The 18,551-nt window shown below is 50.0% G+C and carries 15 protein-coding genes and 8 tRNA genes; 2 read left to right on the top strand and 21 right to left on the bottom strand.

Annotation, left to right across the window (positions count from 1 at the left end; genetic code table 11):
- Positions 1 to 9 precede the first annotated feature (9 nt).
- The gene (leuS, locus tag GMA8713_RS17735) at positions 10 to 2,583 is read right to left on the bottom strand and encodes a leucine--tRNA ligase (protein WP_062712771.1); all 2,574 of its coding nucleotides are present in this window, start codon (positions 2,581 to 2,583) and stop codon (positions 10 to 12) included.
- 107 nt (positions 2,584 to 2,690) lie between these two features.
- Between leuS and GMA8713_RS17730 the strand changes: the two genes are divergently transcribed.
- On the top strand, positions 2,691 to 3,176 hold the full coding sequence (locus tag GMA8713_RS17730) for a zinc ribbon-containing protein (RefSeq protein WP_062712768.1): 486 nt from the start codon (positions 2,691 to 2,693) through the stop codon (positions 3,174 to 3,176).
- Positions 3,177 to 3,229: 53 nt separating this feature from the next.
- Here GMA8713_RS17730 and GMA8713_RS17725 read toward each other — a convergent pair whose 3' ends face one another.
- The 6 genes from GMA8713_RS17725 to miaB form a co-directional block, all read right to left on the bottom strand.
- Positions 3,230 to 3,817, bottom strand: coding sequence for a lipid-binding SYLF domain-containing protein (locus tag GMA8713_RS17725; RefSeq protein ID WP_062712766.1), 588 nt, complete (start codon positions 3,815 to 3,817; stop codon positions 3,230 to 3,232).
- A 97-nt stretch (positions 3,818 to 3,914) separates the two neighbouring features.
- Positions 3,915 to 5,465 carry an apolipoprotein N-acyltransferase gene (gene lnt / locus GMA8713_RS17720; RefSeq protein WP_062712764.1) on the bottom strand — a complete coding sequence of 517 codons (1,551 nt, stop codon included), beginning with the start codon at positions 5,463 to 5,465 and terminating at the stop codon, positions 3,915 to 3,917.
- A 7-nt stretch (positions 5,466 to 5,472) separates the two neighbouring features.
- Entirely contained in the window at positions 5,473 to 6,339 is an 867-nt protein-coding gene (corC, locus tag GMA8713_RS17715) for a CNNM family magnesium/cobalt transport protein CorC (RefSeq protein WP_046307981.1), read from the bottom strand.
- A 25-nt stretch (positions 6,340 to 6,364) separates the two neighbouring features.
- Positions 6,365 to 6,829, bottom strand: coding sequence for an rRNA maturation RNase YbeY (ybeY, locus tag GMA8713_RS17710; protein WP_062712762.1), 465 nt, complete (start codon positions 6,827 to 6,829; stop codon positions 6,365 to 6,367).
- Positions 6,830 to 7,954 (bottom strand): PhoH family protein, encoded by a 1,125-nt coding sequence (locus GMA8713_RS17705; RefSeq protein WP_062712760.1) that lies wholly within the window; start codon positions 7,952 to 7,954, stop codon positions 6,830 to 6,832.
- Between the two features lie 54 nt (positions 7,955 to 8,008).
- A complete protein-coding gene (miaB, locus tag GMA8713_RS17700; protein WP_002542299.1) occupies positions 8,009 to 9,433 on the bottom strand; it encodes a tRNA (N6-isopentenyl adenosine(37)-C2)-methylthiotransferase MiaB in 1,425 nt (474 codons plus the stop codon).
- Positions 9,434 to 9,727: 294 nt separating this feature from the next.
- Here miaB and GMA8713_RS17695 point away from each other — a divergent pair, with 294 nt between their 5' ends.
- Positions 9,728 to 10,888, top strand: coding sequence for a 2-octaprenyl-3-methyl-6-methoxy-1,4-benzoquinol hydroxylase (locus tag GMA8713_RS17695; protein ID WP_062712758.1), 1,161 nt, complete (start codon positions 9,728 to 9,730; stop codon positions 10,886 to 10,888).
- A 92-nt stretch (positions 10,889 to 10,980) separates the two neighbouring features.
- On the opposite strand, the gene GMA8713_RS17690 is transcribed toward GMA8713_RS17695, so the two are convergent.
- The 14 genes from GMA8713_RS17690 to lolB form a co-directional block, all read right to left on the bottom strand.
- Positions 10,981 to 12,453 (bottom strand): protein adenylyltransferase SelO, encoded by a 1,473-nt coding sequence (locus GMA8713_RS17690; protein ID WP_062712756.1) that lies wholly within the window; start codon positions 12,451 to 12,453, stop codon positions 10,981 to 10,983.
- A gap of 146 nt (positions 12,454 to 12,599) precedes the next feature.
- A tRNA-Gln gene (locus GMA8713_RS17685) sits at positions 12,600 to 12,674 on the bottom strand.
- A 27-nt stretch (positions 12,675 to 12,701) separates the two neighbouring features.
- A tRNA-Leu gene (locus GMA8713_RS17680) sits at positions 12,702 to 12,788 on the bottom strand.
- A gap of 58 nt (positions 12,789 to 12,846) precedes the next feature.
- Positions 12,847 to 12,933: transfer RNA gene (locus tag GMA8713_RS17675), tRNA-Leu, on the bottom strand.
- A 56-nt stretch (positions 12,934 to 12,989) separates the two neighbouring features.
- A tRNA-Leu gene (locus GMA8713_RS17670) sits at positions 12,990 to 13,076 on the bottom strand.
- 91 nt (positions 13,077 to 13,167) lie between these two features.
- Positions 13,168 to 13,244, bottom strand: a tRNA-Met gene (locus GMA8713_RS17665).
- An 11-nt stretch (positions 13,245 to 13,255) separates the two neighbouring features.
- A tRNA-Gln gene (locus GMA8713_RS17660) sits at positions 13,256 to 13,330 on the bottom strand.
- A 26-nt stretch (positions 13,331 to 13,356) separates the two neighbouring features.
- A tRNA-Leu gene (locus GMA8713_RS17655) sits at positions 13,357 to 13,443 on the bottom strand.
- Positions 13,444 to 13,464: 21 nt separating this feature from the next.
- A tRNA-Met gene (locus tag GMA8713_RS17650) sits at positions 13,465 to 13,541 on the bottom strand.
- 496 nt (positions 13,542 to 14,037) lie between these two features.
- Entirely contained in the window at positions 14,038 to 15,129 is a 1,092-nt protein-coding gene (gene ychF / locus GMA8713_RS17645) for a redox-regulated ATPase YchF (RefSeq protein ID WP_002542409.1), read from the bottom strand.
- A 51-nt stretch (positions 15,130 to 15,180) separates the two neighbouring features.
- A complete protein-coding gene (pth, locus tag GMA8713_RS17640; protein WP_002542408.1) occupies positions 15,181 to 15,771 on the bottom strand; it encodes an aminoacyl-tRNA hydrolase in 591 nt (196 codons plus the stop codon).
- A 143-nt stretch (positions 15,772 to 15,914) separates the two neighbouring features.
- Positions 15,915 to 16,862 carry a ribose-phosphate pyrophosphokinase gene (locus GMA8713_RS17635; protein ID WP_002542407.1) on the bottom strand — a complete coding sequence of 316 codons (948 nt, stop codon included), beginning with the start codon at positions 16,860 to 16,862 and terminating at the stop codon, positions 15,915 to 15,917.
- 42 nt (positions 16,863 to 16,904) lie between these two features.
- Complete coding sequence (ispE, locus tag GMA8713_RS17630; RefSeq protein ID WP_062712795.1) at positions 16,905 to 17,753, bottom strand: 4-(cytidine 5'-diphospho)-2-C-methyl-D-erythritol kinase; 849 nt, start codon at positions 17,751 to 17,753, stop codon at positions 16,905 to 16,907.
- Positions 17,750 to 18,358, bottom strand: a complete 609-nt coding sequence (gene lolB, locus GMA8713_RS17625; protein ID WP_062712754.1) for a lipoprotein insertase outer membrane protein LolB — start codon at positions 18,356 to 18,358, stop codon at positions 17,750 to 17,752. The genes ispE and lolB overlap by 4 nt, the downstream gene beginning before the upstream one ends.
- Between the last annotated feature and the right edge of the window lie 193 nt (positions 18,359 to 18,551).

The following is an 18,551-nucleotide window of genomic DNA, read 5'->3' as shown; positions in this document are numbered from 1 at the left end:
CTCCCTGTATTAGTTAGCAACGATGTTAACCAGTTTGCCCGGTACGTAAATCACTTTGCGTACGGTTTTACCCTCGGTGTGCTTCACAACGTGCTCGTCGTTCAACGCCATCGATTCTACTGACTCTTTAGCTGCGTCTGCTGCAACGGTGATTTTCGCGCGAAGCTTGCCATTCACCTGAACGATGATCAGCTTCTCGTCTTCCACCATGGCGTCTTGGTCAGCAACCGGCCATACCGTGTTGTCGATGTCAGTTTGACCCAGTGCAGCCCACAGCTCAGTGCTGATGTGCGGAGTGATTGGGTACAGCATCGCAACGATCGCTTTCACTGCTTCGTCCAAGATTGCGCGGTCTGCATCAGTGTCTTGAGGTGCTTTGGTCAGACGGTTCATCAGTTCCATGATCGCAGCGATCGCGGTGTTGAAGGTCTGACGGCGGCCGATATCATCGCCCACTTTCGCGATAGTCTTGTGAACTTCACGACGCAGTGTTTTCTGATCAGCGCTCAGTGCTGATGTATCCAGCGCAGCCACTTCACCTTTTGAAGTGTGCTCGAATACCAGTTTCCAAACACGCTTCAGGAAACGGTTAGCACCTTCAACGCCAGACTCTTGCCACTCAAGGGTCATGTCTGCTGGTGATGCGAACATCATGAACAGACGCACGGTGTCTGCACCGTACTTATCAACCATCTCTTGTGGGTCGATACCGTTGTTCTTCGACTTAGACATTTTGGTCATGCCTGAGTGAACAAGGTTGTTACCTTCAGTATCTACTGCAGTGGTAATGCGGCCTTTCTCGTCACGCTCAACGGTCGCTTCAGTTGGAGAAACCCAAACTTTCGCGCCTTTGTCGTTGTTGTAGTAGTACGCATCAGCCAGCACCATGCCTTGACACAGCAGACGCTTGAACGGCTCGTCAGACTTCACGTAGCCTGCATCGCGTAGCAGTTTGTGGAAGAAGCGAGAGTACAGTAGGTGCATTACCGCATGCTCAATACCACCGATGTACTGGTCAACTGGCAGCCAGTAGTTAGCTGCTTCTGAGTCCAGCATTTCGTCTGCTTTTGGTGAACAGTAGCGTGCGTAGTACCAGCTCGATTCCATGAAGGTGTCGAAGGTATCTGTTTCACGCAGCGCAGGTTGACCGTTGTAGGTGGTTTCTGCCCACGTTTTGTCTGCTTTGATTGGGCTGGTTACGCCGTCCATCACAACATCTTCAGGCAGGATTACTGGCAATTGGTCAGCCGGTACTGGATGCACTTCGCCGTCTTCTGTGGTGACCATTGGGATTGGAGAACCCCAGTAGCGTTGACGTGAAACACCCCAGTCGCGCAGACGGAAGTTAACAGTTTTGTGACCTTTACCTTCTGATTCCAGTTTCGCTGCAATCGCATCGAACGCTTGCTCGAAGCTCAGGCCGTCGAACTCACCTGAGTTGAACAGAACACCTTTCTCAGTGTGCGCTGCTTCAGTAATGTCTGGCGCGTTGCCGTCTTCTGCCAGAATCACAGGCTCAATGTTCAGGCCGTATTTGGTTGCGAACTCGAAGTCACGCTGGTCGTGGCCTGGTACTGCCATGACTGCGCCTGTGCCGTAATCCATCAGCACGAAGTTGGCGATGAAGATTGGCACTTCACGGCCGTTCAGAGGGTGGACTGCCTTCAGGCCAGTATCCATACCCTTTTTCTCCATGGTCGCCAGCTCAGCTTCAGCTACCTTGGTGTTTTTACATTCTTCGATGAATGCAGCCAGCTCAGGGTTGTTTTGAGCTGCTTTCGCTGCCAAAGGATGACCCGCGGCAATACCCACGTAAGTCACGCCCATCAGGGTGTCAGGACGGGTGGTATACACTTCCAGATCGCTTTCACCTGCAACTTCAAACTTAAGCTCAACACCTTCAGAGCGACCAATCCAGTTGCGCTGCATGGTTTTAACCTGCTCAGGCCAACCATCCAGAGTTTCCAGATCATCCAGAAGCTCTTGTGCGTATGCAGTGATTTTAATGAACCACTGTGGGATTTCTTTTTGTTCTACAGGGGTATCACAACGCCAGCAGCAACCGTCTTCAACCTGCTCGTTCGCCAGAACGGTTTGGTCGTTCGGACACCAGTTAACCGAAGAGGTCTTTTTGTAAACCAAACCTTTCTCGTAGAGTTTGGTGAAGAACTCTTGCTCCCAACGGTAGTATTCAGGCGTACAGGTTGCGAATTCGCGATCCCAGTCGTAGCCAAAGCCCAGCAGTTTCAGCTGGTTCTTCATGTATTCAATGTTTTCGTAAGTCCAAGGTGCTGGCGCAGTCTTGTTCTTCACCGCTGCGTTTTCTGCCGGCAGACCAAACGCATCCCAACCGATTGGTTGCATTACGTTCTTGCCTTGCAAACGCTGGTAGCGGGAGATGACGTCACCGATGGTGTAGTTACGTACGTGACCCATGTGTAGTCGACCGCTTGGGTACGGGAACATGGAAAGGCAATAAAACTTTTCTTTGCTTGGGTCTTCTTGAACTACGAAGGTTTTGTTGTTGTCCCAATCGGCCTGAACTTTAGGCTCGATGTCCTGTGGACGGTATTGTTCTTGCATCGATGACATCCGGGAATTTGTGAGATAGGTATAAAATGAACCAAAATAATCGACATAGAATAACTAAAGGTAGAAGGCGCAACAACAGTTGAATGCAGAGGTGGCCTATGTCAGAGCAAAAAGCGGAGTACAAGGTGCTGGTCGAACGGATTAGCGAAGCACTAAAGCACAGCCCAGAAGAGTTACAACGTTGGCTGGATTTGTCTGAAAAGTACGTGAAAGCGGCGTCAGACATGACCAAAGATGAGCTGGCGCTTATCGAAGCCTATTTCAAACGTGATGTGCAGGAATTCGGCGCACGTTACAACGAGCCCGAAGAGAACAAAGATGATGGTCAGTTGTTTCGCGACTTGATCGCTAACACATTGTGGGAGCAGCTTGCGGAGATCACTGACAAAACCCAGTTGGAGTGGCGTGAGGTGTTACAGGACATTCAGCATCATGGCGTCTACAATGCGGGTGAAGTGGTGGGGCTCGGCATTTTGATTTGTGAGAAATGCGGCCACCAGACCGAGCACACCCATGTGGCTGTGCTGACACCGTGCATTAAGTGTGGCAGTAAAGAATTCAGTCGTAAGCCGTTTCCTGCTTAGTGAGAACGATGGAAGTGAGTATTTTGTGACCCTGGACTCAGGGCCGATTTACCCTAATTCCCTAACGGTTCGATATTGAATTTTTGTCCGGCCAAGGCAGCTTCGATCATCAAGCCGCCTTTGGCTTGGGTGAAAATGGCGGTGCCATTGATGTAATAGGCTTTGGATTGCGCACTACCTGCACTGGCAGAGGTGCCTGTCGTGCCGACATGTGCCGCTGCGCCTTCAGTTAAAGCGGTGGCAGAAGCCTGCGCTCCGAGCTCAAAGCTCCCCGACATAAAACTGTCGAAGGTTTCTTTGTCTTCAAAGAAAAGTATCTCGCTGAATGCCTGACCACCGAAGGTCAGTCCGACCGATACCTGAATCAACTCGGCTTCAGCAACCGTTTGATTGCCTTGATAAACCAGTCCATTGCCATATGCGCCGCCAATCCAGAATCCGCCTTTGCCGACGGAAGGAAATACTGCGTAGCCGTAAGCTTTTTCAAAGAAAGGTTTTACCTGCTCGAAGCGATGGAAGTTCGCCAATGCAGCGCGGGTATCAGCAAAGAGCTCGGCATCTGGCTCAGCATGGGAAAGTGGAGCAAAGACTGATGCTAAAAGGATAACAACGGAAGACGCAATTCTGACCAAGGCGCGCATAAGACTCTCCATATCAAACAAAATCAATCAACAAAAAAGCCAGAGAGATAATTCCCTCTGGCTGATTAAAACATGATTTTATAGCGCCTGTTCGCTCTTATTGTTGCGACTGAGTGCTTACGGTTGATTTTTGACCGCGGGTTAACAGAACCAGCGCTAACCCTGACAAAACAATCCATGCATATAGGGGCCAGTCTCCGAAGCGGGTGTAAGGTGTCTGGCCTGTCGTCGTCGGTACATCAGTTCTTAGCACTACCGTTTCAAACTGCGGGATTTGGTCGATGATGTCCCCTTTGTAGTCAATAGCAGCGGTCAGGCCGGTATTGGTGGCACGAAGAACCGGCTTACCATTCTCCAACGCGCGCATACGGGCTATTTCTAAGTGCTGATGGGGGCCGATTGAGGTACCAAACCAGGTGTCATTAGAAAGGGTTAGAATGAAATCCGACTCATCCGTGAGGCTATGCCTAACCTGATCACTAAAGGCAATCTCATAGCATATGGCAGGGGCTAACTGATAGCCTTTGGCGTCTATGTTCGATTGGGTGTAATCACCTCGACTGAACGATGACATGGGTAGATTAAACAGCGGCGCAAGTGGACGCAGGATGTCCTCAAAAGGCACAAATTCACCAAACACAAGTAGGTGGTGTTTGCTGTAGCGTTGTGAAGAAGGGTAATTATAACCACCTTCCCCGTTGTCACCCAGGGTGATGACATTGTTGTATGCCTTACCATCTGAGTTTACATCAAGCACGCCTGTAATAATTGCGGTGTCATTATTGATGGCTGCAGCGTCGAGTCTAGCCAGAAAGTCAGGTAAATCACGCTCCAAAGCCGGTATGGCAGCTTCTGGCCAGATCACAATGTCTGCATCCCAGTTTTTTCGCGTTAGGTCCTGATAAGACAAAAGAGTTGGCCAGCGCTGGCTTGGCAGCCACTTTAGTTCCTGGGGGACATTTCCCTGAACCATGGCAACATCTACACTTTCTCCTGTTTTCTGCACCCAGGGTACAAATGAAGAACCTGCAGCCACTGTAGCGACAGCCAATGCCGGAAGAAGCGAAGAGGCTTTTCGGTTTACCAGTGTGATAGCGATTGAGCCAGAAATGATAAGCAGTGCGAGCGTAATACCTTGCACACCAAACATAGGTGCAAAGGAGGCTAATGGCCCGTCAATCTGACTGTAACCAGGCCAAAGCCATGGGAAGCCAGTCAGGAACCAGCCACGGAACCAATCGATAACTAGCCAGAGTGACGGTGCCAGTAATAAATACGAGCGCGCTAACGGCAGTTGAACACGGCGCAGTATATAGGAGAAAAGTGCGGGGAATAGCGCAAGATAGGTAACTAAAAGGCCTATCAAAGCTAAGCCTATCGCCGTAGGTAGCCCACCGAATTTCTCGATGACGACATAGACCCAGCCAACGCCGGTTCCGAATTGACCCAGACCCCAAAAGAATCCGATATAGCCAGCACGTTTCGGCGATTGCCCGTGAATAAGAAGGAGAAGTGCCACCAAGGAGACCAGCATGGCTGGCCAGAAGGAGTAAGGCGCGAAGGCGAGGGTGGCGAGTGCACCTGAAAAAGCGGCCCCTAAGATCCGCATGAATACTTGGGGCCGCTTAAATATTTCCATGTTTAGCATTTTACGTTTATGCCGTTTCCTCTGCAGTAGTATCTGGAATAGTAACCTGCAATTGGATGATGCGTCGACTGTCAGCTGCCGTCACCTTGAAGTGGAAGTTCTCAATGTCCACTTCCTCACCACGTCCTGGCAGGTGGCCAAAGCTGGTCATCACCAGGCCACCAATGGTATCGATGTCGTCATCGCTGAACTGAGAACCGAACTTCTCGTTGAAGTCCTCCAGTGTGGTCAGCGCCTTCACCGCGAAGGTGTGTTTGCTGAGCTGGCGGATTTCCTGCTCTTCTTCGTCGTCGTATTCGTCTTCGATGTCGCCGACGATTTCCTCAAGAATATCTTCGATGGTCACCACGCCGGATACACCACCAAACTCATCGACAACAATCGACATGTGGTAGCGTTCTTCCTGAAATTCTTTCAGCAGTCTGTCAACACGTTTGCTTTCCGGCACAACCACGGCTGGGCGGATCACTTTGTCGATGTCGAACGGTTCGCTGTCAGGCATCAGGTAACGCAGCAAGTCTTTTGCCAGCAGGATGCCTTCAACGTGGTCTTTATCATCACTGATCACTGGGTAGCGTGAGTGCTGGGCGTCATTGATGATAGTGATGATTTCTTCGAGAGGTTGTGAGCGCTCGATGGTCACCATCTGCGAACGCGGAATCATGATGTCTCGGATGCGCATTTCAGAAATCTGCATTACGCCTTCGAGCATATCCCGTGTATCGTGATCGATCAGATCGTTCTGTTCCGAATCACGGAATACATCTACCAGTTCCTGACGATCTTTAGGCTCACCTTGAAAGATCTGTCCTAAACGTTCGAAGAAGGTCTTTCTACTCGGACCTTCAGAGCTTTGTGAATTGTCTTCGTTCATTGTCTCTATTTTTACAACGTTGATTTTAGATGAAGTCCGCCGCATAAGGATTTTCAAAACCCAGTGCGTTCATGATAGAAATCTCGAGAGACTCCATCTCTTCGGCTTCTTCATCATCTATATGGTCATAACCTAGCAGATGGAGACTGCCGTGTACAACCATGTGCGCCCAGTGAGCGAGTAGGTCTTTGTTCTGCTCTTCTGCTTCTTTTTCGACAACTTGACGACAGATAATCAGGTCGCCCAGTAGATCCAACTCCACGCCTGGAGGCGCTTCGAACGGGAAGGAGAGCACGTTGGTGGGTTTGTCTTTTCCGCGATAGTCGCGGTTTAGAGACTGGCTCTCAAACTCGTCTACGATACGGATAGTCACTTCCGCCTGCTCTTGGAAAGATTTGACGGCTTGCTCAAACCACAGCTGAAACTGCTGTTCAGTTGGCAGACTGTCAGTGCTTTGTGTCGCAATTTGAAGGTCAACGAAAAATTGCATTTACGATTGTTTCTCTTCTGAAGGCGGCACAGCATTCAATGCCGCTTCGCGTTCCTGACGACGGCGCTCTTCCGCTTGTTTACGGGCACGGGCATCTTCTGCTTCCCATGCATCATAGGCTTGAACAATACGTGCTACGACAGGGTGACGAACCACATCATTTGCCTGGAAGAAGTTAAAGCTGATTTCGTTCACATCCGCCAACACTTCAATTGCATGGCGAAGACCAGATTTCGCATTGCGTGGCAGGTCAATCTGCGTGACGTCACCGGTGATCACCGCTCGGCTGTTAAAGCCGATACGTGTCAGGAACATTTTCATTTGTTCCACAGTGGTGTTCTGGCTTTCATCAAGAATGATGAAGGCGTCATTGAGGGTACGGCCGCGCATGTAGGCCAATGGCGCCACTTCAATCACGTTACGCTCAATCAGTTTCTCTACGCGCTCAAAACCCAGCATTTCAAACAGGGCATCGTATAGTGGGCGTAGATAAGGGTCGACTTTCTGGCTCAGATCGCCAGGAAGGAAGCCCAGTTTCTCACCGGCTTCAACCGCAGGACGGGTTAGCAAAATACGGCGGATTTCCTGACGTTCCAGTGCATCGACTGCGGCGGCAACCGCTAAGTAGGTTTTACCTGTACCGGCAGGACCAATACCGAAGGTGATGTCATGCGTCACCATATTGGCAATATATTGCGCCTGATTAGGTGTACGCGGCTTGATCACGCCTTTCTTGGTTTTGATGTTGATCTCTTTGCCGTAAGGGATCGACGACTCGATGTTCTGCTCCAACACGCCACTTTCTTTGATCGCCAGATGCACCTGCTCTGGCTCAAGGTCAATGAAATTGCCTTTTACCGGTGCGGTTTCAACGTATAGTCGTTTGAGAATATTGATAGCTGCAGTGGCTGTATGAGGTTTGCCAACCACGGAGAATTGATGATTTCGGTGATTGATTTCCACACCTAAACGGCGTTCGAGCTGTTTGATGTTGTCATCGAAAGGTCCGGAAAGGCTGGCCAGGCGCGAATTATCAGCTGGTTCCAGTGATACTTCTAAAGTAATGACTTTGTTCAATGCTTCCTCGCAATGGTTATCGGCGTCTGTATAGGACGCCGATAACATGTGATTACCCTCGCTTCTTCGAGGTTTTGGATGGCTTTATTGGCCTCCGTTTATTTACGGAGTATACACGCCTACGCCAAGATCATCTTCTTTGCGTGTTTTTGCCATCATCTCTGCAGGCGAAACCGCCACACGCAGATTCATGTCCTTTTCAGTACGAACCAGCTCACCGCGCAGTGAGTTTGGCAGTACTTCGGTGATTTTTACATCAACGAACTGACCGATCAAATCGACAGAACCTTCGAAGTTAACCACGCGGTTGTTTTCAGTACGGCCACGTAGCTCCATCAGATTCTTCTTCGATGGACCTTCGACCAGAATACGCTGCTCAGAATCCAGCATCTGGCGAGAGTAGATCATCGCCTGTGCGTTGATCTGCTGTTGCAGTTCGTACAGACGCTCTTTCTTGGTTTGCTCTGGCGTGTCGTCAGGCATGTCTGCAGCAGGCGTACCTGGACGTGGTGAGTAAACAAAGCTGAAGCTCATGTCGAAGTTAACATCGCGGATAAGCTTCATGGTCGCTTCGAAATCTACATCAGTTTCACCTGGGAAACCGACGATGAAGTCAGAGCTGATAGCGATGCCTGGACGCGCTTCACGCAGTTTACGGATCTTCGATTTGTACTCGATCGCTGTATGCGGACGCTTCATCATGGTCAGAATACGGTCTGAACCGCTCTGAACTGGCAGGTGCAGGAAGCTCACCACTTCTGGGGTGTCTTCATACACTTCGATGATATCGTCAGTAAATTCAATTGGGTGGCTGGTGGTGTAGCGAATACGGTCGATACCGTCGATCGCCGCCACATAACGCAGCAGTTCTGCAAATGAACAGATTTCGCCGTCGTGCATTTCACCACGATAGGCGTTAACGTTCTGACCCAGCAGGTTCACTTCACGAACACCCTGCTCAGCAAGCTGAGCGATTTCATAAAGCACATCGTCCAGTGGACGGCTGACTTCTTCACCACGGGTGTAAGGCACCACGCAGAAGGTACAGTACTTAGAGCAGCCTTCCATGATAGAAACGAATGCCGTTGGGCCTTCTGCACGCGGCTCTGGCAAGCGGTCGAATTTCTCAATCTCAGGGAAAGAGATATCCATGACCGGTGCTTCGTCTTGCTGAGATTTTTTGATCATCTCAGGCAGACGGTGCAGGGTTTGCGGGCCAAAAATAACGTCAACATAAGGTGCGCGTTCACGAATGTGATCACCTTCCTGAGTAGCTACACAGCCGCCTACGCCGATCACCAGACCTGGCTTCTGATCTTTCAGGTTTTTCCAGCGACCCAGCTGGTGGAACACTTTTTCCTGAGCCTTTTCACGGATAGAACAGGTATTCAGAAGCAGTACATCTGCCTCTTCCGGCTCCTCGGTCAGCTCGTAGCCACCGGCCGCATTGAGCAGATCCGCCATTTTTGATGAATCGTATTCGTTCATCTGGCAGCCCCAGGTTTTGATCAGCAGTTTCTTAGCCATGTAACTCATTGCTCATGTTGATGTTTTACGTGTTCCGGTTGGGAAGCACTTAATCATCGCTGGCTGTTCGCCGCGGAAATCCCAACCGGAAATCATGGTTCTTTGTTCGGCTTGAGGCAACGAAAAATAGCCCCAACCTTTGATAAGCCGCGTATTGTACTGCTTTAGTCAATCTGTGACCAGATCACGTTCTCCCCAAATTTTTTAGTGGATTTAGGGATGAGCAACGCCTACAGGAGTCGCATTTAAGTCAGGTGGCGCTAGAATGGGCGCAGGAATTTTAGAGATTGTGTTATGAAACAATTCGATATTATCGTCGTTGGCGGTGGTATGGTCGGTGCTGCCACGGCATTGGGCCTTGCCAAGCAGGGTAAACGCGTTGCCATGGTTGAGCGAAGCGAGCCAAAAGCCTATTCTCCTGAGCAGCCAATGGATCTTCGCGTGTCTGCGATTTCTCCTGCCTCTGTCTCTTTGCTCAAATCCCTGAAAGTTTGGGATCACCTGCTGGACATGCGTCTTTGCCCTTATCGACGTCTGGAAACCTGGGAGCATCCTGAGTGTCGTATCCGCTTCAGTGCAGATAGCATGGATTTAGCAGAGCTCGGTTTCATTGTGGAAAACCGTATCCTGCAACTCGCACTTTGGAATGCTTGCTTGGCGCAAGAGAATCTGGAAGTACTTTGCCCGGGCAATATTGTCGCTATGCTTGCCGACTCCGAAGGGCACGTTGTTGAATTGGAAGATGGCACTTTGCTTCATGGCCGTTGGCTGGTCGGTGCGGATGGGGCGAATTCCCGTGTACGTGATTACGCCAAAATTGGTGTGACTGCGTGGGATTACCGTCAGCATTGTATGTTGGTGAATGTTAAAACTGACCTGCCACAGCAAGATATTACCTGGCAGTGGTTCACACCCGATGGCCCAAGGTCTTTCCTGCCGCTACCTGGGCATCAAGGTTCATTGGTGTGGTATGACAGCCCATCACGCATAAAAGCTTTGTGTGCCATGTCGCCAGAGGCGCTAAGGGAAGAGATCCTTGCGCACTTCCCGCAAGAGCTGGGTGATATTGAAGTCATCCAACAAGGTGCGTTCCCGCTAACCCGTCGGCATGCCCAGCGTTACTTCAACAAGAATGTGGTGATATTGGGAGATGCTGCCCACACTATCAATCCGTTGGCAGGGCAGGGAGTAAACCTCGGCTTTAAAGACGTGGATGCTTTGCTGGATGTGGTCGCCGATGCAGGTGTAGAGTGGTTGAATGAAGACGTATTGGCAGCTTACGAGCGCAAACGTAAACCGGATAACCTTATCATGCAAACCGGTATGGATGTGTTCTATGGTGGGTTCAGCAACGAAATAGCGCCGCTTAAACTACTTCGCAATGTCGGCTTAAAGCTGGCAGAAAACAGTGGCCCAGTTAAGCAGCAGGTGCTGAAGTACGCTATGGGACTTTGAATAGTCTGGATGGCGATAAACTGTCTTGTCTATCGCCATTTATCTAGCGTCCAGCGTCAGTCATGTCGCTAAATTTACTCGTTGAGCTAAGGCTATGTGCCGCAGAATGTTCTTAGTACACGCTCTTCCGGTGCTGGTGGCGTTTGTAGGTCCCGGTTTTCTTCGCTGATGGTATAAGGTGTTTTCAGTGCTTCTGCCAGTCGGTGGAATAGCGCAGAGTCGTTCTTTTCCATTGCATCTTCAATCGCTTTTTCCACCTGATGGTTTCGGGCAATTAATGCAGGGTTGGCTTCTCGCATTGCCTTTAGTGTTGCTTCACTATCATCTTTAAGTGAATTCCACTCACTGACCCAAGCCCGACCTTTATCCTGATTATCGAACAGGGAAAGCAGTTCAGTCTTTTCTTCTCCATTGGCAACACGTGTCAGTGCATCAAAAAACAGCGTGAAGTCGATACGCTCAGATTCCAGCGTTGGCAGTGCTTGATTAACAAAGGCATCAGCCTCTTTTGAATTGGCAGTGATCGCGAGCTTAGCCATTAATCCTTCTTGGAACAGCTCCTGGAAGGTGACGATATAGGTCTGGAGTTTATCTTCCGCAATCTTCACCGCCTCATCCGAGTCGTCAGCAAACAGAGGCAGCAAAGTTTCTGCAAAGCGTGACAGGTTCCAGTAGCCGATATTGGCCTGCTGATCCCAAGCGTATCGACCGTCGCGGTCTATTGAGCTGAATACTTTCTTGGCCTTGAACTCATCCATAAAGGCACAAGGACCAAAGTCGATGGTTTCACCAACCAGAGACATATTGTCAGTGTTCATAACACCATGGATAAAACCAACCAGCATCCATTTTGAAATCAGCTGTGCTTGACGAACGGCAACGGCTTCAAGTAAGGCCGGGTATTTATCTTCATGACTGGCCACTTCCACGAAGTGATGCTCGATAAGGTGATCGGCAAGCGCTTGGACGCCATCTTTACCCATCTTGGCATAAGCATATTGAAAAGAGCCCACGCGAATATGACTGGCACCTGTGCGAACCTGAATACCGCCCGGCACCATTTGGTAATCGCGCATCACGGACTCGCCAGTCCCCAGAATGGCAAGGGTGCGGGTGGTCGGTATACCAAGCCCCGCCATGGCTTCGCTGATGAGGTATTCGCGTACGACAGCCCCAACCGTTGCTCTTCCATCGCCACCTCGCGAGTAAGGGGTTCTGCCGGAGCCTTTCAGTTGCACATCAACGTATGCGCCATTTGCTATTTGAACTTGACCCAGCATATGCGCGCGGCCGTCCCCAAGCAGTGGCGAGTAGTGCCCAAATTGATGACCCGCATAAGCCATCGCAACAGGGCTTTCACCGTCATAGTCGCCATTGCCTGCAAGAAAGTGAATGCCTTTGGCATCCTCAAACCAGTTGCTCGCCAAGCCATATTCATCAAGTAATGCTTTGTTAAGTGCTAAAAGAGAAGGCGACTCCACGCGGCGTGGCGCGAGGGGAGAATACATGTCTTCCGGCAATGAAAGATAGACTTGATGCTTGATAGGATTTTCGAACGACGCCATGACTGCTAATTCCTTGTTCCGAATACTCCAAGCGTACAGGGATTGCAGCGGCTTTCAACCACGTAAGGTTTGGGGAGAATTTCCGAGGCTCAACAGAGCCTTGGTTTAAAAACGAGAAAAGCCCGCTAGAAGCGAGCTTTTAAATATGGCTGGGGTACCTGGATTCGAACCAGGGAATGGCGGCATCAAAAGCCGCTGCCTTACCGCTTGGCGATACCCCAATTGTTTTATGCTTTTCAGCAAAGGTTTGGTGCGAAGGGAGAGACTTGAACTCTCACGTCCGTAAGGACACTAACACCTGAAGCTAGCGCGTCTACCAATTCCGCCACCATCGCAAACCTAATTGTCTGTCAGTTTTTAACCTTGTCTGACTCTCTTTTAGAGCAAGGGGATTGGTGCGAAGGGAGAGACTTGAACTCTCACGTCCGTAAGGACACTAACACCTGAAGCTAGCGCGTCTACCAATTCCGCCACCATCACAATCCGAATTGTTGTCAGTTTTTAGCCTTGTCTGACTCTCTTTCGAGCAAGGTATTTGGTGCGAAGGGAGAGACTTGAACTCTCACGTCCGTAAGGACACTAACACCTGAAGCTAGCGCGTCTACCAATTCCGCCACCATCGCAAATTTTGTTTTCCCAGACTGAAAGCCTTCGCTTTCTGAGAATCGGTAGTTTCTCTTATCTGGCTGAAAGTCTCAAGACCTTCAATATTAGTGGTGGCTACGACGGGATTCGAACCTGTGACCCCATCATTATGAGTGATGTGCTCTAACCAACTGAGCTACGTAGCCAACCTGAAATATGGCTGGGGTACCTGGATTCGAACCAGGGAATGGCGGCATCAAAAGCCGCTGCCTTACCGCTTGGCGATACCCCAACAGTTACTTTGCCTTAGCAAAGATTTGGTGCGAAGGGAGAGACTTGAACTCTCACGTCCGTAAGGACACTAACACCTGAAGCTAGCGCGTCTACCAATTCCGCCACCATCGCATATTTGCACAGGAAAGAAGATGGTGGCTACGACGGGATTCGAACCTGTGACCCCATCATTATGAGTGATGTGCTCTAACCAACTGAGCTACGTAGCCATCTTTACTTTCTGGGGTCTCCCCCTGAGTGCGGGGCGCATTATGCGAAGAAGGGCTGACAACGTCAACCTTTTTTCTTGGCTTTTTTTACCCATTTGGTGAGTTCGGTGTGAAAGTGAGCAGGAAGGTTGAAATTCTAACAACTCAAGCTTGAAAGCGTTGCAAGTCCTTAACTTCGGGAAATAAAAAAGCTGGCAGAAGCCAGCTTTTTAATATACCCAAACACCCTGAAGATGCAGGATTCAGCGAGTTTGACTGGCGTTGTGATCGCGGCGTTCCTTTGTAGGTGTAGTCACCTCCATCAAAAAGGAACAACAAAGAGCACGGCGTCAGTCAACTCGCCCGAAGGGAGACCCTCAATGCGCCCACTTCTTCGTTAAATTCCACGGAAATAGAATGACTATTCCTCGTAAAATTTGCCTCGAATTGAACGCATTGATGGCCTCTGAATACGAGCATCTTCAGGTCGTTTGGGTATAAGAGATTGTATTTGTAATTACACGTTAAAGCGGAAGTGGATAACGTCGCCGTCTTTAACGATGTAATCTTTACCTTCCAAACGCCATTTACCCGCTACTTTCGCGCCTGCTTCACCGTTGTTTTCGATGTAATCGTCGTAACCGATGATTTCTGCACGGATAAAGCCTTTTTCGAAGTCAGTGTGGATCTTACCCGCAGCTTGTGGTGCAGTTGCACCGACAGGGATAGTCCAAGCGCGTACTTCTTTCACACCAGCGGTGAAGTAAGTTTGTAGCGTCAGCAGATCGTAACCTGCGCGGATCACGCGGTTCAGGCCAGGTTCTTCAAGACCCATTTCTTCCAGGAACACTGCCGCTTCATCAGCGTCCAGCTCAGACAGTTCGCCTTCGATTTCTGCACAAACTGCAACAACAGTTGCACCTTCGGCTTCAGCGATTTCACGAACGATATCCAGGTAAGGGTTGTTCTCAAAACCATCATCATTCACGTTTGCGATGTACATGGTCGGCTTCATGGTCAGGAAGTTCAGGTAGTCAACCGCTGCGTGTTCTTCTTTGGTCAGTTCAACAGAACGCAGCATTTTGCCTTCTTCCAACACTGGAAGTAGCTTTTCCAGTACCGCGATTTCGAATTTCGCATCGCGGTCACCGCCTTTCGCTTTCTTCGCTTGGCGCTGGATAGCGCGTTCACACGCTTCCATGTCAGACAGTGCCAGTTCGGTGTTGATAACATCGATATCGTCAGCTGGGTTCACTTTACCCGCAACGTGGATGATGTTGTCATTTTCAAAACAACGAACAACGTGGCCAATCGCGTCAGTTTCACGGATGTTAGCCAGGAATTTGTTACCCAGACCTTCACCTTTAGAAGCACCTGCAACCAGACCAGCGATGTCTACGAATTCCATCGTGGTTGGCAGGATACGTTGTGGGTTTACGATTTTAGCCAGTGCGTCCAAGCGCAGATCTGGCACTGGTACCACGCCAGTGTTTGGTTCGATGGTACAGAACGGGAAGTTAGCCGCTTCAATACCTGCTTTGGTCAGAGCGTTGAACAGAGTTGATTTACCGACATTTGGCAAACCAACGATACCGCATTTAAAACCCATGAGATGGTAACCTTTCGTTGTATAAACAGTGAAAGCTCAGTCAGCTGACGCTTACTGAGCCTTAAATGTATGCAGGCGATTTTGCGCCTTGGCCAGATCTTCTTTCAGCAAAATGTCGATGCAGCGAACGGCTTCGTCAACGGCTTGCTCGATTTGGCTTTGTTCGTTGGCAGGTGCTTTTGTCAGCACAAAACCCGCCACTTTGTCTTTGTGCCCAGGATGTCCGATCCCGACACGAAGACGATAGAATTCTTTGTTGTTGCCCATTTTGCTGATGATGTCGCGAAGACCATTATGGCCACCGTGACCGCCACCTTTCTTAAATTTGGCAACACCTGGTGGCAAATCCAGCTCGTCATGAGCCACCATGATTTCTTCCGGTTTGATTTGGAAGAATTTCGCCAGTGCAGCGACCGACTTGCCTGACAGATTCATAAATGTGGTTGGGACGAGTAGACGGAGGTCTTCGCCACCCACACTGATTCTGGCAGTCAAACCGAAGTATTTTTTGTCTTCTTTCAGCGACACGTTATGAATGCGCGCTAATTCTTCAACCACCCAGGCACCCGCATTATGACGGGTTTTTGCATATTCCGGCCCTGGATTTGCCAGACCCACTAAAAGACGAATTTTATCGCTCACGGTGAGATTCTCATTATTCTGTGTAGACAGTTTTATGCACAACGGTAAACCGCCCTGTGCCAAAAGCGGCTTATCCTACCATTATCTGTGCAAAACAAAAACGCCCCGCGAAAGCGAGGCGTTTCATCTGCAAAAGGGAGCGATTAAGAATCGAACATTGCAGAGATAGATTCTTCATTGCTGATGCGGCGGATTGCTTCAGCCAACATGCCTGACAGAGTCAGCTGTGAAACTTTACCGGTCGCTTGCATTTCTGCGCTCAGCGGGATTGAGTCAGTGACGATCACTTCATCAATCACAGATTCTTTGATGTTTTGAGGTGCGTTGCCAGAGAACACTGCGTGAGTTGCGTAAGCGAATACACGCTTCGCGCCACGGTTTTTCAGTGCTTCTGCTGCTTTACACAGAGTGCCACCGGTGTCGATCATGTCGTCAACGATGATGCAGTCACGGCCTTCAACGTCACCGATCAGGTGCATAACCTGAGAAACGTTCGCGCGCGGGCGGCGTTTGTCGATGATCGCGATGTCAGTGTCATCCAGCAGTTTTGCAGTTGCACGTGCACGTACAACGCCACCGATGTCTGGAGAAACAACCACTGGATCTTCCAGTTTCTTCGCCAGCATGTCTTCCAGAAGTACCGGCGTACCGAAGATGTTGTCTACTGGTACGTCGAAGAAGCCTTGGATTTGCTCTGCGTGCAGGTCAACAGTCAGAACGCGGTCAACACCTACATTAGACAGGAAGTCTGCGATAACTTTTGCAGTGATTGGCACACGCGCAGAACGCACACGGCGGTCTTGGCGAGCGTAGCCGAAGTAAGGGATAACTGCAGTGATTCGGCCAGCTGATGCGCGACGCAGTGCGTCGATCATCACAACCAATTCCATCAGGTTGTCATTGGTAGGCGCACAAGTCGACTGGATAACGAATACGTCGCTACCCCGCACGTTTTCATTGATTTGTACACACACTTCACCGTCAGAAAAACGACTAACAGTAGCGTCACCTAGTGACATATATAGGCGATTCGCAATGCGTTGGGCGAGTACAGGCGTTGCATTACCAGCAAACAGCTTCATATCAGGCACGGTGGAAAACCTCGGGGTTGCATCCATTGAGTGTTGTCTGTCTCATTGTACTTTCAGTGTCGACAGCAGTGGTGAGGTATTCACACCACGTGCGACAAAGCCAGTGAGCCAGTCGGGCAATTTGTTTAAAGTGGCTCGCGCGTCCTCTTCGTTTTCGAATTCTGCGAAAACGCAGGCGCCGGTCCCGGTCAGTCTCGACGGCGCGTATTCTAGCAGCCACGAAATAGCCTTATCAACCTCTGGAAACAACTCTCTGACTATCTTTTCGCAATCGTTTTCGTAATCTGCCGCCAACAGCGCATTTAGTGTGCGCTTTGGAGTATTGCGAGTCAGTGAGGGGTGACCAAAAATTTTTGCGGTTGCAATGCTCACCTCAGGCTTGGCTACCAGGTACCACTTCTCTTCTGCTTCGGCAGGTTGGAGCAATTCTCCAACCCCTTCTGCAAACGCTGTGGTACCGCGCACAAATACAGGGACATCCGCACCCAGTGTCAGCCCCATATCGGCTAATTCATCAACAGAAAGCTGGGCTTCCCAGAGGTGATTGAGTGCAACTAATGTGGTGGCAGCGTTGGAAGAGCCGCCGCCTAAACCGCCGCCCATTGGCAACACTTTTTCGACGTGAATGTGCGCGCCCAAGGTAGATCCGGTTTTTTCTTTGATTGCCATCGCTGCGCGGTAGATCAGATTTTCATCTGCTGGGACGCCTTCAATTTCCGGTGACAGGGTGACTTCACCACTGTTATTGGGGGTAATGGACAGGGTATCGCCGTAATCTAGAAACTGAAAAAGGGTTTGCAGATCGTGATAGCCATTATCGCGCTGACCCGTGATATACAGGAAAAGGTTAAGTTTGGCCGGTGCTGGCCAAACTGAAGTGGTTTGCGTCATTGAGGTAAAACCCATTCAGAAATCACCAGATTCACTTTTTGCTGGTGCTGATTCATTTTGATTTTTGATGGCAGCAGGTTATTGGTGTCAGCATCGTAGCCTGTGTACTCCAACTGCCAGCCAGCCTGATTGGTATCGGCTTTGTTTTCACTCAGGAATGCCAAGCGGTTGTCTGCGCCAAGCGTATATTCGTTTTGTTCTGCAGGCAGCCCTTTGACCCACTGCATCATCTCGTCAACGGGCAGCGCAATGCCTGTCAGTTGCTTTAAAAGACTTGCGGCGTTTCTACCGACATAACGTTCACCGTCGCCATCGACCAAAACCGCAATGTCGGGAGTGGCATCCAGCTTAAACAGGGTAGTACCGAGGAAGTTGGTCAGGCGGAGTGAAAGTTCGTCATCTTTCTGCTCCCAGACAAAATTGGCGGAAACGCGCTGTTCTGGACTGATCAGTGCCACTTTGCCTTTAGCCGTGAAGTCAGTAATTTCTGCCAAGGCATTTTGGTGAGTTTGCCACTCGGTTTGTGGAATAGGTTGGGTGGAACATCCGGTCAATCCCAATAGGGCGAGGAAAAATACAACTAAGACGTGATGACGTCTGAACATAGGCAAACTCCGTTTTCGGTTTTCTCTGTCGAGAAGTGGTCTGATTATATACCCAAACAACCAGAAGATGCTCGCATTGAGGGCCTCCCTTCGGGCGAGTTGACTGACACCGTGCTCTTTGTTGTTCCTTTTTGATGGAGGTGACTACACCGGCAAAGGAACGCCGCGATCACAACGCCAGTCAATCTCGCTG

The organism is Grimontia marina, assembly GCF_900060185.1.
In the GTDB taxonomy this organism is placed as follows: Bacteria; Pseudomonadota; Gammaproteobacteria; order Enterobacterales; family Vibrionaceae; genus Enterovibrio; species Enterovibrio marinus.
This window is presented reverse-complemented; position numbering and strand designations above follow the sequence as displayed.